General features: G+C 68.2%; 16 protein-coding genes and 1 pseudogene. 10 read left to right on the plus strand and 7 right to left on the minus strand.

Features of this window, described 5'->3' with window-relative positions; translation table 11 throughout:
- Nucleotides 1-256: pseudogene (locus WDW90_RS30055) on the minus strand (DNA topoisomerase IB); the annotation flags it as partial.
- Between the two features lie 358 nt (nt 257-614).
- Between WDW90_RS30055 and WDW90_RS30060 the strand changes: the two are divergent.
- The 5 genes from WDW90_RS30060 (at nt 615) to WDW90_RS30080 (ending at nt 4163) form a co-directional block, all read left to right on the plus strand.
- The gene (locus WDW90_RS30060; protein ID WP_336491161.1) at nt 615-986 is read left to right on the plus strand and encodes a hypothetical protein; all 372 of its coding nucleotides are present in this window, start codon (nt 615-617) and stop codon (nt 984-986) included.
- Between the two features lie 62 nt (nt 987-1048).
- Complete coding sequence (locus WDW90_RS30065; protein ID WP_336491163.1) at nt 1049-2200, plus strand: glycosyltransferase; 1152 nt, start codon at nt 1049-1051, stop codon at nt 2198-2200.
- A 22-nt stretch (nt 2201-2222) separates the two neighbouring features.
- The gene (locus WDW90_RS30070) at nt 2223-2882 is read left to right on the plus strand and encodes a class I SAM-dependent methyltransferase (protein WP_336491164.1); all 660 of its coding nucleotides are present in this window, start codon (nt 2223-2225) and stop codon (nt 2880-2882) included.
- A 427-nt stretch (nt 2883-3309) separates the two neighbouring features.
- The gene (locus WDW90_RS30075) at nt 3310-3825 is read left to right on the plus strand and encodes a DUF3280 domain-containing protein (RefSeq protein ID WP_336491165.1); all 516 of its coding nucleotides are present in this window, start codon (nt 3310-3312) and stop codon (nt 3823-3825) included.
- Nucleotides 3822-4163 carry an HU family DNA-binding protein gene (locus WDW90_RS30080; protein WP_336491167.1) on the plus strand — a complete coding sequence of 114 codons (342 nt, stop codon included), beginning with the start codon at nt 3822-3824 and terminating at the stop codon, nt 4161-4163. Before WDW90_RS30075 ends, WDW90_RS30080 begins: the two co-directional genes overlap by 4 nt.
- Before the next feature lie 42 nt (nt 4164-4205).
- Here the strand turns inward: WDW90_RS30080 and WDW90_RS30085 are convergent, their stop codons facing one another.
- Nucleotides 4206-5690 carry a metal-dependent hydrolase family protein gene (locus WDW90_RS30085; RefSeq protein WP_336491168.1) on the minus strand — a complete coding sequence of 495 codons (1485 nt, stop codon included), beginning with the start codon at nt 5688-5690 and terminating at the stop codon, nt 4206-4208.
- Nucleotides 5691-6108: 418 nt separating this feature from the next.
- On the opposite strand from WDW90_RS30085, the gene WDW90_RS30090 reads away from it, so the two are divergent.
- A complete protein-coding gene (locus WDW90_RS30090) occupies nt 6109-6663 on the plus strand; it encodes a chemotaxis protein CheB (RefSeq protein ID WP_336491170.1) in 555 nt (184 codons plus the stop codon).
- A 290-nt stretch (nt 6664-6953) separates the two neighbouring features.
- Here WDW90_RS30090 and WDW90_RS30095 read toward each other — a convergent pair whose 3' ends face one another.
- The 3 genes from WDW90_RS30095 to WDW90_RS30105 all read right to left on the minus strand — a co-directional run bounded on the left by WDW90_RS30095 (nt 6954) and on the right by WDW90_RS30105 (nt 7734).
- On the minus strand, nt 6954-7133 hold the full coding sequence (locus WDW90_RS30095; protein WP_336491171.1) for a hypothetical protein: 180 nt from the start codon (nt 7131-7133) through the stop codon (nt 6954-6956).
- Between the two features lie 108 nt (nt 7134-7241).
- Nucleotides 7242-7421 (minus strand): hypothetical protein, encoded by a 180-nt coding sequence (locus WDW90_RS30100; protein ID WP_336491172.1) that lies wholly within the window; start codon nt 7419-7421, stop codon nt 7242-7244.
- Nucleotides 7422-7443: 22 nt separating this feature from the next.
- Nucleotides 7444-7734: a hypothetical protein gene (locus WDW90_RS30105; RefSeq protein WP_336491174.1), complete on the minus strand. Its 291-nt coding sequence runs from the start codon at nt 7732-7734 to the stop codon at nt 7444-7446.
- Nucleotides 7735-8582: 848 nt separating this feature from the next.
- Between WDW90_RS30105 and WDW90_RS30110 the strand changes: the two genes are divergently transcribed.
- The 3 genes from WDW90_RS30110 to WDW90_RS30120 all read left to right on the plus strand — a co-directional run bounded on the left by WDW90_RS30110 (nt 8583) and on the right by WDW90_RS30120 (nt 9424).
- The gene (locus WDW90_RS30110; protein ID WP_336491175.1) at nt 8583-8804 is read left to right on the plus strand and encodes a site-specific integrase; all 222 of its coding nucleotides are present in this window, start codon (nt 8583-8585) and stop codon (nt 8802-8804) included.
- 57 nt (nt 8805-8861) lie between these two features.
- Entirely contained in the window at nt 8862-9089 is a 228-nt protein-coding gene (locus WDW90_RS30115; protein ID WP_336491177.1) for a hypothetical protein, read from the plus strand.
- Between the two features lie 173 nt (nt 9090-9262).
- On the plus strand, nt 9263-9424 hold the full coding sequence (locus tag WDW90_RS30120) for a DUF3309 domain-containing protein (protein ID WP_336491178.1): 162 nt from the start codon (nt 9263-9265) through the stop codon (nt 9422-9424).
- Between the two features lie 604 nt (nt 9425-10028).
- Here WDW90_RS30120 and WDW90_RS30125 read toward each other — a convergent pair.
- Nucleotides 10029-11987, minus strand: coding sequence for an AI-2E family transporter (locus WDW90_RS30125; RefSeq protein WP_336491179.1), 1959 nt, complete (start codon nt 11985-11987; stop codon nt 10029-10031).
- 270 nt (nt 11988-12257) lie between these two features.
- The gene (locus WDW90_RS30130; RefSeq protein ID WP_336491180.1) at nt 12258-12428 is read right to left on the minus strand and encodes a hypothetical protein; all 171 of its coding nucleotides are present in this window, start codon (nt 12426-12428) and stop codon (nt 12258-12260) included.
- Between the two features lie 233 nt (nt 12429-12661).
- Here WDW90_RS30130 and WDW90_RS30135 point away from each other — a divergent pair, with 233 nt between their 5' ends.
- Nucleotides 12662-12895 (plus strand): hypothetical protein, encoded by a 234-nt coding sequence (locus WDW90_RS30135; RefSeq protein WP_336491181.1) that lies wholly within the window; start codon nt 12662-12664, stop codon nt 12893-12895.
- Nucleotides 12896-13154: the final 259 nt, after the last annotated feature.

A 13154-nucleotide genomic window follows, 5' to 3' on the forward strand; every position in this document is an offset into this window, starting at 1 on the left:
TGGCCTGGATGTGGCCGTTGCGGCGCGGGCAGATCCAGACGTCGGTATAGGCGGGGGGAATCGCGAGCGAGCGGATGCGCGCGAGCGTCGCCTCGTCGCGCACCGGCGCGCCCTTGGCGTCGAGGTAGCGGAACCCCTTGCCGCTCTTCCTACGGGTCAGGCCGGGCCTGCCGTCGTCCACGTAAGCGAGGCCCGCCTCGGCCGCCGCGTCCCGCGGGTCGACCGCGACGGCATTCTCCTCTGCGCACGACGCCATGATCCGCATCCCTCCCGAGCGTGCCGCATCAACCGGCCAGCGACCGACGGTGTTCCGGGCCGGAGGATTCGCCGCGGAGCGGGGGACGGGGCGGCCGGGCGGGGTGGCCGGGCGGGGTGGCCGTCGAGATCGCGGCGGGCCGGGCGCGGCGCGGCGCGGCGCGGCGCGAGCCTGCGCATTAATCAACCGCGCAGATCATCGACATTGCCGAGTATATGTCCGAATTCATCGGTGTATATTGTCTTTGTTCCATCAAATACAGATTATGATTGTTTCCTGGATCCTTCTTGCTCCACTTACCGTGGTATTTGGCACCCTACTGGCGTGCTACCTCACTCTGGAGGACGCCGCGACCCGGATGGCCGCCCAGCACAAGCTCGGCCTGCGAGCCCGGCTGGCCTACCAGGACCGGCTGATGCCGGTCCATCTGCTGCCGACCCTGGCGGCGACCGTCGCACTCCTTCTGGTCGACGTGATCCTGATCTTCCACGACGAGGGCTTCTGGCCGGGGCTCGCCGCGGCGCTGATCGGCATCGGGCTGCCCTATGCCTGGCAGGCCGCGGTGCCGCCGCGGCGCGGCTCGCCGGTCTTCCTGCGGCGGGCCGTCCGCCGGCTGTCGCGCCTCGCCCGCAGCGGTGACGCCGAGTGCGCCCGCCTCGCCGCCACCACCGCCCTGCAGCTCGACCAGGCCCATCCCGGCCTCGCCTCCGCCCGGACCGAGGCGCGCTGACGTCGGAATCCGGTTCGGCCGCCGGCGGACGCGGCGCGGGCCGGCATGCTACAGCGACCCGCATGGAAACGCCGCTCCCGCCCGCGCCGATGAAGCGCCTCGTGTTCGTCGTCACCGAGGACTGGTTCTTCGCCTCGCACTTCCTGCCGATGGCGCGCGCCGCGGTGGCGATGGGCCTGTCGGTGGCCGTGGTGACGCGGGTGCGCGGCCATGGCGCGGCGATCGAGGCCACCGGCGCCCGGGTCGTTCCCCTCGAGGCGGAGCGATCGAGCCTCAACCCGATGGCGGCGGGCTACGCGGCGGGCCAGCTCGCCGCGATCCTCAAGGCCCTGAAGGCGGACATCGTCCACTGCATCGCGCTGCGCGGCATCCTCGTCGGCGGCACCGCCGCCGCGATGGCGGGCATCCCGGCCCGGATCTACGCACTGACCGGCCTCGGGCTGATCGGCGCGCGGGGCGACCGGGCCGGGCGGCTCGCCCGCGCGGGCCTGCGCCACCTCATCCGGGGACCGCTCGCCTCGCGCCGGACGCGCTTCCTGTTCGAGAACCCGGACGATGCCCGCATGCTCGGCCTCGACCCGGCCGACACCGCCGTGACCATCGTCGGCGGCGCAGGGATCGACCCGGCCGCCTTCGTCCCGCAACCCCTGCCGGCGCAGCCGCCGCTCCGGGTCGCTCTCGTCGCCCGCATGCTGTGGTCGAAGGGCGTCGACACGGCGGTCGAGGCGGCGCGGCTCGCCCGGGCGCAGGGCGCCCCCGTCGAGCTCTCGCTCTATGGCGCCCCCGACCCGTCGAACCGGCGCGCCATTCCCGAGGCGACCCTGCGGGCGTGGAGCCGCGACGGGGTGGATTGGCACGGGCCGACGCGGGACGCGGCGGACGTGTGGGCACGCCACCACGTCGCCTGCCTGCCCTCGCGGGGTGGCGAGGGCCTGCCGCGCACGCTCCTCGAGGCGGCCTCCTGCGGGCGGGCGATGCTGACCACCGACGTGCCCGGCTGCCGCGACCTCGTGCGCGACGGGCTCGAGGGCCTGATCGTGCCCCCCGACGATGCCGGGGCACTCGCCGCCGCGCTCCGCCGGCTGGCGGCCGATGCGGGTCTCGTGGCCGGCCTCGGGCAGGCGGCGCGGGCACGCATCCTGGCGGGCGGCTACACGGAGGAGGCCGTGGCGGAGGCGGTCCGCGGCCTCTATCGCGAGCTCATCGCCCCGTGACGCCATCCTGCGCGACCCCCTCATGAGAATGCCCGCCGACGCCCGCGCCTTCGTCCGCGCCGAGACGCGCCCGCGCCCGGTGCCGCACGCGCCCGAGATCACGCTGCACGTCGCCGACGAGGCCACGGCGCTCTGGCAGAGGACTGAGGAGGAGTTGCAGGAGATCGGACTGCCGCCGCCCTTCTGGGCCTTCGCCTGGGCGGGCGGGCAGGCGCTCGCCCGCTACATCCTCGATCATCCGGACCTCGTGTCCGGCCGAACGGTGCTCGACTTCGCATCGGGCTCCGGCCTCGTCGCCATCGCGGCCGCCAGGGCCGGCGCGGCCCGGGTGCTCGCGAGCGACCTCGACTCCTTCGCGATCGCGGCGATCGGCCTGAACGCCGAGGCCAACGGCGTCGCCGAGCGGATCGAGGCCGTCCAGGCCGACCTGATCGGCGCGGAGCCGCGGGCTGACCTCGTCCTCGCCGCCGACATCTTCTACGAGCGGGACATCGCGGCGCGCGTCGGCGACTGGCTCGGGGTGCTGCACGTGGGCGGCAAGGCGGTGCTGGTGGGCGATCCCGGCCGCTCCTACCTGCCGCGGGAGCGCCTCGACATCCTCGCCACCTACGCGGTACCGGTGACGCGGGCGCTCGAGGATTCGGAGATCAAGCGCAGCAGCGTCTGGCGCTTTCGCGGGTGATCGGGGCACCGTGCGGAATCTGTACAGCCGGGCCGCGCGGCGCCCGCCCGGAGGCCGGCGCCGGCAAGCGTTGTCGTGTGGGCCGACGTCAACCGCCGCATGGAGGTCGTCGGCGTCCTTGCGCAGGATGACTCGACGGTGCCGCTGGCCTCGTCGTTCCCGGAGTTGACACCCTCGTATCCGCGGGATGCAGACTTGCTGCACCCGCGAGTGGCGGATGGGGGCCGTCGGCGTTCTGGGCTTAGAACTTCGTCGCGGCAGTCTCCCCCGGCCCACGACTCGCGAGAGCGAGCCTGCCGGACATGCCATGTCGCCATGCCATGTCGCTTGGCCGGGACGGTTTAAGTCAACGTCGCGGGCCAGGCAGGCGCTGGTCACCAAATGCCTTGCCGCGCGTTCCGCCCTGAACAGCCAGGAGAGAACGATCTTGAAAGCCCGCTATCACCTGCCGCTCGTGTTTGGGGTGCTGTTCGCGGCGACGGCTGCACGAGCCGAGCCGCCAACAGCTGCCGTGTTCGACTTCCAGCTCGCCAACCTCGGTGCGCAGCCGCCGACCGAGGCCGACAAGGCACGCCTCGGCCCCTTGAGCGACCTTCTGCGCAAGCAGCTTGAGGACAGCGGGCGCTACCGGATCGTCTCGACCGAGCCGGTCAAAGATGAGGTCGCCAAAGGCGCGGATCTGCGCAAGTGCGGCGGCTGCGCGGACGACTACGCGCGCAAGCTCGGCGCCGACGTCGCCATCACGGGCGAGATCCAGAAGGTCTCGAACCTGATCCTCAACATCAATGTCTACGTGAAGGACCTGAAGGTGAACACGCCCGAGAAGGCGTACAGCGTCGACATCCGCGGCGATAATGATCTCTCGTTCCAGCACGGAGTGAGATATCTCGTGAAGAACAACCTTCCGCCTCCGCAGCAGGGAAGCTCCTCAGGCCGCCCATGATCCGCTCCGAACTCGTCCAACGCCCCGCGGCGGAGAACCCGCAGATCTACGAGCGGCATTGCGAGGCCATCGTGAATGCGATCCTCGGCAGGATCGTGGATGCCCTTGCAGCCGGCGACCGGGTGGAGAACCGGGGCTTCGGCACCTTCACGATCAAGACCAAGCCTCCCAAGCAGAGGCGCGATCCGCGAACTGGCGAGAACGTTGGCGTGGTCGAGAAGGCCGTCCACGGCAAGCCCGGCAAGGAGATGCGGCAGCTGCTGAACCCCGAGAGCGAGAACCTGGGACGGCCGTTTGTCTTCTGCAAGCGTCGTATTCCACCCAGCCTCCGATGCTGATGAAGTGGCGGATGCAAAGGCCACCAGGTCATCGCCTTAGCGTCAACGCGGCAGCGTGGCACCCTCTGGGGTGGGCGCGTCCTTGCAGAGGACGCCGCCTTTCATGATGACAAGGAAGTTCTTGTCCGGATCCGCCACGAGCGTGATGTCCTCTATGGGGTTGCCGTCGACGAGCAGCAGGTCGGCGAGGGCCTCGTCCTCGATCACCCCGAGTTTGCCTGGATAAGGATTGCGCGGACCCGACAGCGCGAGAAGTTCGGCGTTGGCGCCGGTCGCCATGCGCAGGATCTCGGCGTTGCCGTACCAGCGGGTCAGATGGGTCAGCATGGTCCCCTGGCGCGCCGTCAGCGTGTCGGAGAACAGCAGGTCCGACCCGAACGCCGTCCTGACGCCGTGCGCCTTCGCCAGCCGGTACGCCGTGTCCGTGCCGGCGAAAACCTGCAGCATCTTGGCGCGGCTCGGACCCGTCAGCGGGACCGAGTCCTCCTCCCCGAGAAACGGCTGGATGCTCAGCCAGACCTCCTTCTCCGCCATGAGCGCGGCGGTCGCCTCGTCCATCAGGTGCGCGTGCTCGATGCACCGCGCGCCGGCGGCGATGGCTCGCTGGACGGTCCGCGGCGTGTAGGCGTGCACCGCCACGTAGGTGTTCCAGTCTTCGGCGACTGCGACCGCCGCGCGCAGCTCGTCCAGGCCGAACGTCGTCATATCCAGCGGACTGCGCGGGGTGGAGACGCCGCCGCCGCCCACGACCTTGATCTGCGAGGCACCCTGCAGGAGCTGCTCGCGCGCGCGAAGCCGCAGATCACCGGGAGCGTCGGCAACCGCGGCGGCGCCGGTTCGCTCCAGCGCGCTCACCGGGCCGCCGGGGCTCCTCGGCAAGTCGGATAACGGCCGCATGTCGCCGTGCCCGCCGGTCGTGGTCAGCATCGCGCCCGACGGGTAGATGCGGGGTCCCGCCACCAGGCCCTGGTCGACCGCCTGCTGCAGCGGGAAGGCCGGGCCGCCGAGGTCCCGGACCGTGGTGAAGCCCCGCATCAAGGTGCGCCTGGCCTCCGCTGCGGCGGCAAGGAAGACGTAGCCGAGGTCCGCCGTCATTGCGGATGCCAGCGGCAGGCCAGCGAACAGGCAGTGCCAGTGCGTATCGATCAGGCCCGGCATGAGGACCCGGTTGCCGCAATCGATCACGCGCGCGCCGTCCGGGGCGGGTTGGTCTCCGCTCGCCAGGGCTTTGATCCTGTCCTTCTCGACAAGGACTTGGAGACCGTCCCGCAGCGCGTCCGACCGGCCGTCGAACACGCGGACATTCGTGAACAGGATCGGCGGTTGCGGCCGTGCCGGTGCTGGCCGTGCGAAGGTGGGACCGGGGAGACCGGCAACTGAGACCGCAGCGGCCATGCCGGCGACGAAGCCGCGACGCGACAGGTCCGTGCCGATCCGCTGCGTGAGAGACCGGATCTCCGGCCGGTGGCAGAGGCAACCGACCTGGCTGAGTGGAGCCGCCTCGTCGCCCGACGTGCATGACAGCATGTCGACCTCGCGCTTCGCCCGGTGTGGCTGGCTCCTCGACGACGGACGGGCGGTCACATCGCAGATCAAGTAATACAGTACGTCCCTTTGCGCGCCGTCAAACGGCAGCTTCCGAGCGCGGAACGGACAGGGCATCCGGATGCATCATGACGACATCCTCTCGCCAGGGGAGCCCCGCCGCCTGATCTGCGTTCGGGGCGGCGGGGCGTGTCGTGCTCATCACGACGGAGCCAAAGGGCGGTGGCTCATGGGCAGGGTCGGCCGAGGTGGTTAAGCAGATCTGAAGATGAGCCGAACGGGTCGCCTCGGTGCGGTTCGCGGCAATCCGAGCGCCTGAACGTGGGGATCCGTGCGCAGCTCAGCCTAGCGGTGCTGCCCAAGGGATCGGCCACGAACTCACATGAGTTAACAGGCCGCCATGCATCCCATCATCGTCGTCGCGGCCTCGTCCGGCAGCCTCACTCCTCTCAAGCAGATCGTGTCATCCCTACCACGATCATGCCGCGCCTCGCTGTTCATCGCCCTTCATGCGGACCCTAACCAGAGGATCTTGCCTGCACTCCTGAGCGCGTTGACCGACGCTTCCGTGCTGCATGCCGAGAACGCCACCCGGATCGAACCGGGGCACGTCTACGTGGCGCCGCCTGATCACCACATGCGGCTGGAGGAGGGACGCATCCGCCTCGACCAGGAGCCGAAGGTAAACTTTGCCCGCCCTGCGGCCGATCCTCTGTTCATCTCGGCAGCCGAAACTTACCGCGAGCGCGTGGTTGGCATTGTCCTGAGCGGCTACGGGAACGACGGCGCCGAGGGCTTGCGGATCATCAAGGAGCATGGTGGCTCGGCGCTCGTTCAAGATCTCGACGATGCGAAGGTGCCGGAGATGCCTTATGCCGCGCTCAATGCCGATCACCCCGATGCCTTCCTGACCGCCGAGAGGCTCGCCGAGCGTATCGCGGCGCTCTGTGCCTGACGGCAATCCAAGAGATACGGGGATCATCAGGCCCGCTCTCTCGGATTGCCGCGCCAGGGCCGAGGGGCAAAGGATGGCCTGTGACGGGGCCGGCAATGCAGTACAGAGGGCGCGTCCGCCGGAAGCCTGAACGATCCGCGAACCTGCAGGAACCGCCTCGCTGTTCAACCTTGATCGGTACAGCGCCGTGAGGCTCAATCGGCAGCTAGGGCCGCGATAGAGAAGGCAGCGGCGAGCACGAAGTTGCTGGCAAGGAGCAGGGCAAGCAGAGTCATGGCAGTCCCGCTTCGTTACGCGATGCACGTGCGGACAACGGCCGCCCATCGCGTCGGGCAGGCGCGCGTCACCTTCGGCGTGCTGATCAGCTTCGCGACAGATGTTGCGGCTTGAGCCGTGGTGGCCGACGGCAGATGCGCAGCAGCCAGCATGAGGCCACTCGCGACAAAGATCCGGGCAATGGCAACGACCATGGTGTTTCCCCTCTGCGGCCTGAGGCGGCCGTCCTGTGGGGCGGCTTGTAGAAGCGTGGCCTTTCAGCGTGATTGCGCAGATTGTTGCGTGAGTCAGTGACGGGCATGTCAGCCGCCGGCCTGTTCCTCGTCATCGACCAGCTTCGTGAACTGGCGGGCCAGGGCCTCGATCTGATCGGCCGTCGCGATCACCCTGAGTACGCGGCCGTCATCGGCCTCGACCGTGACTTCGAAACCATCACGAACGGCCATCGTCAGAACGCGGACTAACTTCTTCGGTTCGGACATGAGCGACGCCTTGGTGCTTGGATCAACGTGGCCGCATCGACACGGAGCAGTCGGCTAGGTTCACAGAGGCCACGCGCGGTCCACGGACCTTTGCCTCGCGCGTCTCCCACGCATCAAGGGCAGCGTTCACTGCCGACACGATTGTATCGCTGGATGTCTTTGTCACGTGCGGTTCGATGACCTCAACGAGACGGGCGAGGATCGTCTGTTCCGCGAGTGGCTCTGCTGCCATCGTCGCCTGCCGCGAGAAGGCAACGTAGACGTTCTCGGCAAGAGTGCGGGCGATCCGGTCTGCCTCGGGTGTATCCTGCACGGTAGCCTCCCTCCATCTCCCGTCTTGAACGGGCGAGGATATGCCTCCGTTCAACATCTCAGACGGAGATTCCAACCGCACATGCGGCTGGTGAACGCTGAGGACGAGCTTGCCGAGGAAGCGGCCGCTCCTTGGCCTGGGTGACGAGCGAGAGGAGAGCGGGCCAGCTAGTGCCCCATGCACTTCTCGAAGGCCATGCGCTCCTGTCCAGGATCGGCATGCTTCTCGTAGGCGTAATCGCGAGCCTTTGAGCGACAGACGGCAGCGTTGGCGTCCGCAGGCTTATTGTCGCTGGTCTGGGTGCGTCCTCCGCCACGATGACCGCGCGCGTGCGAGGGCGAGTGCACCAGAGTGGCGAGAGTGAGGGCCAGTGCGATCGTCGCGGACGGTCGGCGCACACGCATCGAAGCTTCCTAGGGCTGCAAGCGACATGGGGCACCGACCGCGACGCCGCTCGGAGGCTGACACGGGTGCGGCCGGCGCCTGCCACCGTGCGTTCGGTATTGCAGGGCGCGGCTGGCAGTCTGCAGCACCAGTTGTGCTGGCGTGTGTCTGAGGACGGGCCCTCGGCGCAGGAGGCCCATGAAGAGAGTCAGGACTTGCGGATCCCAGCATGGGTGCTCGCCCACCTCGTTTCGCGGCCGCGATCCCGATCACAGTCCTCGATCAGGTCTTTCTTCAGCAGCCTCCACGACCGGAACGCACCGGCTGGGGGAGAATGACGCCATGATCCGCCGCTGGCTCCGGGGTCAGGCGTGATCATGGGCAGCGTTCACGGCTTTCGGCCCCGGCGGCGCCCTGCCGCCGCGGTCGACATGCGAGCGGCGATAGAGGCTGAAGCGCAGGCCGTGGCCGACATCATCAAGAAGTACATGGCGGCGGTCGGGCTCGATGCCTCGACCTTCGGGGCTCATAGCCTGCGGGCCGGCTCCATCACGACGGCGGCCGAGCGGGGCGCCGATCTCGTCCGGATCATGGACCAATCGGGCCACCGGGATACGCGAACCGTCGTCGGCTACATCCGCCGGGCGAACGCCTTCAAGGACCACTCGGGGGCCGGGTTTCTGTAACTCTGCCCGCCGATGCGTGTTGATAGGGGAGCGACCTGACATGGGAGGCCGCCATCCATGAAACCGCACCTCTTCGAGCACGGCGGGATCTCGTTCCGGATCGATTTCCATGGGAACGAACTCGGATGGGAGGGCCGCCTCTTCATCGAAGGGCATCCCACTCTGCAGGTCGTGCGGGTCCTCAACATGACGGGGACGAGTGAGGATGAGGCCCGCCGCACCATCGTGAAAGGCTGTGAGGCTTTAGCCGCCGACACGCCTTGGTCGGATGTGACCAAGTCCTGAGCGGAGCTGCCTGACGGGTTCTCGGCAGAGAGGCCGAACACGTCACGGACATGGTTCGCATTCTGGGCGGCCCGAGGGCCGCCGGTGTGCGGGGCTTGTTCTAGCCCGGAACACCATCGCTGTTCAGGCATTCTGCCAAGGTTGCAGCTTTCCGCTGTCGAAGGGACAGAGCCATGTCCATCCTCACGATCATCTTGATTCTGCTCATCCTCGGCGCCTTCGGTGGCGGCTTCTATGGAACGGGCGGAGCCTATCCCTATCGCACGGGCGGATGGAGCATCGGCGGCATTCTCGTCATCGTGCTGATCGTGCTGCTCCTCACCGGTCGCCTCTGAAGACGAGCGGTTCCTACTCGGCAAGCAGCGCGAAGCAACCGAGAGGCAGTGCCCCGTAACACGCACCCCGAAGGCGGGGCGCAGTCAGGTCCCGCTCAGCGGCCTGCGCTCGAACCCGACTCGGGTGCTTTGTCGCCAGGAATGCGCGTGGAGCCCGTGCTCCCGGTCGTCTGACCGCCGGCACTGCTGTCGGTGCGCGTTCCGTTGCTCGTAGAACCGGAATCGCTCAAGCCACCGGCGCCTAAGCTCTCGCTCCCGCCCGTGTGGCCCGGAGCGTTTGCGTTGTTCGCTGCGCCACCGACTCCTGCTGTTCCAGCGGCTCCGCCGCCTGCGGCTAGGGCCGCCCCCGCAATGCCAGCGAGGAGCGCGGCTGCGAGAAGGGGCGCACCGATGGTGGTTCTCATGTCGCCTCCGGTGTTGATCCTGCCAGCACGCCAATGCCGTCCCGGCTGACCAACGGGGGCTGCCAAAGGGCGTCCCGCAACTTGCTTACAGCAGCCCAACTATCTCGGCTTGGACGTCAGTGAGGCAGTCCGTAAGTCTCTGGGTGAGGGCTGGGTCGGCGGATTGGACCCAGATAGGCGCCGGAGCGCTTGTTCACACCTCATGCTGCCACAGCGGGCTCGCGCGGCGATGCACGAACGGCTTCGAGGCACGCCTCCACGCCCTCACGCAGCGAGGACACGTAAATATCGGCCCCGAGTTCCCGGCCGAGCGCCGCATCCGTCAGGACCCGCTCGCCGACTGGCCAGAGGCCGACCAGGATCGGGATGTCGGGACTGCGCTGGCGCAGCCGCTCCAGGAGATAGCGCAGATGAGCGGGGCTGCCGGTGATGTCGAGATACGAGATGCAGATCATCGCCACACCCGACAGGTCGAGATCCCGAACGCGACCGCGCGAGACGGCCTCGTGCGGAGCCACCCGGGCGCCGAGCCCGTGCTTGCGCAGTAGCTGAGCCAGGATGGTCGAGGCCGCCTCGTCGAGAGAACCACGGCCGGCAATGCAAAGAACCGGAGCCTCGGTTCGCCACGCCGCCGGACGCTGCTCGACGGGAGGGGCCTGGCCCGGGACGGCCTCGTTCTTCGGGTGCGTCCGCTCGGCCAGCGACGGCGCAGCCGCGGGGCCGCTGCCCTTCGCCTCGGGGGCCGGCTCGACATCCGGCCGATTCTCGAAATCCTCGACGAGATTCTGGCAGGACGTCTTGATGTTCTCGAGCTGCGCGGGCGTGACCACGCCGCGGGCATAATCGTTGGCCGCCAGTTGCAGGCCCTTGAGCGCCACCTCGTCGTAGTAGGAGGACAGCGAGCGCTCCTTCAGCATCTCTTCGCCGATGTCGCGCGCCTCGTCCGGGTCGCCAGCAAGCATGCGCTGGTAGAAGTTCTCGACCGGTGTCAGCGGCGGCCGGTCGCCCAGCAGGACGTCGAAGAACTCCAGGCTCTCGACGTGTCGGCCGAGCACCACGAGGCAGACGGTGAAGGGCGTGGCCAGGATCAGGCCGACCGGTCCCCAGAGAAAGCCCCAGAACAGCGTCGAGACGATCACCGCAAACGGCGACAGACCCGTCGAGTGACCGTAGAGCAGCGGCTCGACCACCTGCCCGAACAAGGGCTCGGCAATCAGAAACAGGGCCGCCGTCCAGGTCGCCATCGACCAGCCGGGATCGACAGCTGCGGCCAGAGCGACCGGAAACAGGCCTGAGATGAAGGCGCCGATATAGGGCACGAAGCGCATGAGCGCCGAGAACACGCCCCAGAGAATCGGGCTAGGCACCCCGATGAACCACAGGCCGAGCCCGATCAGCATGCCGAAGGCCGCGTTCATACCGAGCTGCGCCAGGAAGTACGTCCCGAGGCGGCCGGCGGCATCGTCCATGGCCACGGTGGTGCGGTGCAGGTCGCTTGAGCCGAACAGGCGGATGAGGCGGTTGCGGAGGTCCTCGCGCTGCATGAGCAGGAACACGACGACGACGAGCACGATGCCGATGGTGGTCAGCGGCTCGACGATGGGGCCGAGGATGTTGTGCGCGAGCGTCAGGGGAGAGGGATCCGGCTCCTGGACCCGGACGAGCTGTGCCTTCGGCGTCTCGCCGCTGGCCGGTGTTGCAGCCGTCGTGCCGGCAGCCGACGCCTTCTGAGAGGCGTCGTGTACCCGATGGTTGATCCGTTGCAGCAGGGCGTTGGCGCGTCCGAGGACACCCTCCTGCAGGCCCGAGACCTTCTTCTGAACGGTGGCTTGGTACTGCGGCAGGTTGCCGGCGAGGCTTGCCACCTGGGTCCCGAGGACAGCGCCGATGCCGAGAATGATGCCGAGCGCCAGCAGAACGGCGACGATGACGGAAGGCACTCGGCCGAAGTGGATGCGGCGCAGGAAGCCGACGACGGGCGCGAGAACGAAGCTCAGCAGGATGGCGAGCACGAGCGGGATGAAGACCTCGCGCCCGAAGTAGAGCGCGGCGATCACCACGACGCCGACGGCGAGTGTCAGGAGACCCCGCAGGCCCGGCGTGACGGGCGGCGGGACCTGTGCCGGCTGGCGCGGTGCAGGCGTGTCGCTGGCGGCCATGGTGAACTCCGGCTGAGACGCGTGTCCGGCCATACCGGCCGTCACCCCTCAACGCCGGTCACGAGATTTGGGTCACGTCGCCGGGACGGAACGGATGCGAACCTCGCCTCCTGTCAGCAGTGTCACATGAACCATGACAGGCCAGAGCATCAGCGGCGGCGCTGGGCCACGCTGTTCCGTCGGTAAGCGATGGGCGACTTGTTTCGTGGGCCGTATGCCCTTCGAGCCAATGACCCGGGCCGGTCGAACACGAGCCGGCCCGGCCGACGTTCAGTGGCGATGGATGACGACCGTCTTGCCGCCGTGATGATGGTGATGGTGGTGCATCCCGTGATGATGGCCGTGCTTCTTGATGATGACCGTCCGAGCCGAGGCCGGCGAGGCGGCCATCATTCCGGCAAGGGCGAGGGCAGGCACCAGGGCAGCAAGGGTCTTGAGCATTCAGATCTCCTGTTTCAGCAAAACCCAAACGCGCATCCCTAAGCTTGGTTCACAGACGGGCTGCCTACGCAGCCGAGGCGGGGCAGCCCTCACGTTGGGGCGCTGCGGCTCCTCAGCGCCACGAACGGGCAACTCCTTTGCACCGCACGATTGACAGCCAAGCTTGGCTCATGTCGATTGCGTCCCTCGCGCAAATCGCCCGCCCGGAGCAACCCAGATCGGAGAGCCTGCCGATGGACGCCAAGCTGCTGTCACCCGAGTTTCCTCACACCATCATCGTCTCCTGTACCGACGAGACGCTTCCGGACCGCCTGTCCCATGCATGGCTGCTCGGTTCCTGCGGAGAGGATTGGACCTGGGGACGGGTCGGCACGGACCAGGCGCGGTTTTCGTTCCGGAACGAGCAGACAAGCTCGGCATTTCAGCTGCGTGCCTCTGGCGAGGCGCGAAGTCTGTCCCTGCGGTGAAGCCGCCAATTGCACCTGAGTGTGCCAGCGGGCTCCTGCCTCGATAGCGATCTACCACGCTGTTCCAGAGGCGGGGATGGGCGACCTGATCCGAGGCCCGTACGCTCTGCGCGCAACGCGCGTCGGCGCTACTACACGCTCGCGTTGTCCTCAGACACCCGCTCGGCCACCCATCTGCGGACGGCCTCAGCGTCGTCGAGCAGGACCGGCGCCAAGCCGGTGGCGCATGGGCCGAAGCCCATCTCCATGCACCATTGGC

Source organism: Methylobacterium nigriterrae (genome assembly GCF_037106235.1).
GTDB classification, from domain to species: Bacteria; Pseudomonadota; Alphaproteobacteria; order Rhizobiales; family Beijerinckiaceae; genus Methylobacterium; species Methylobacterium nigriterrae.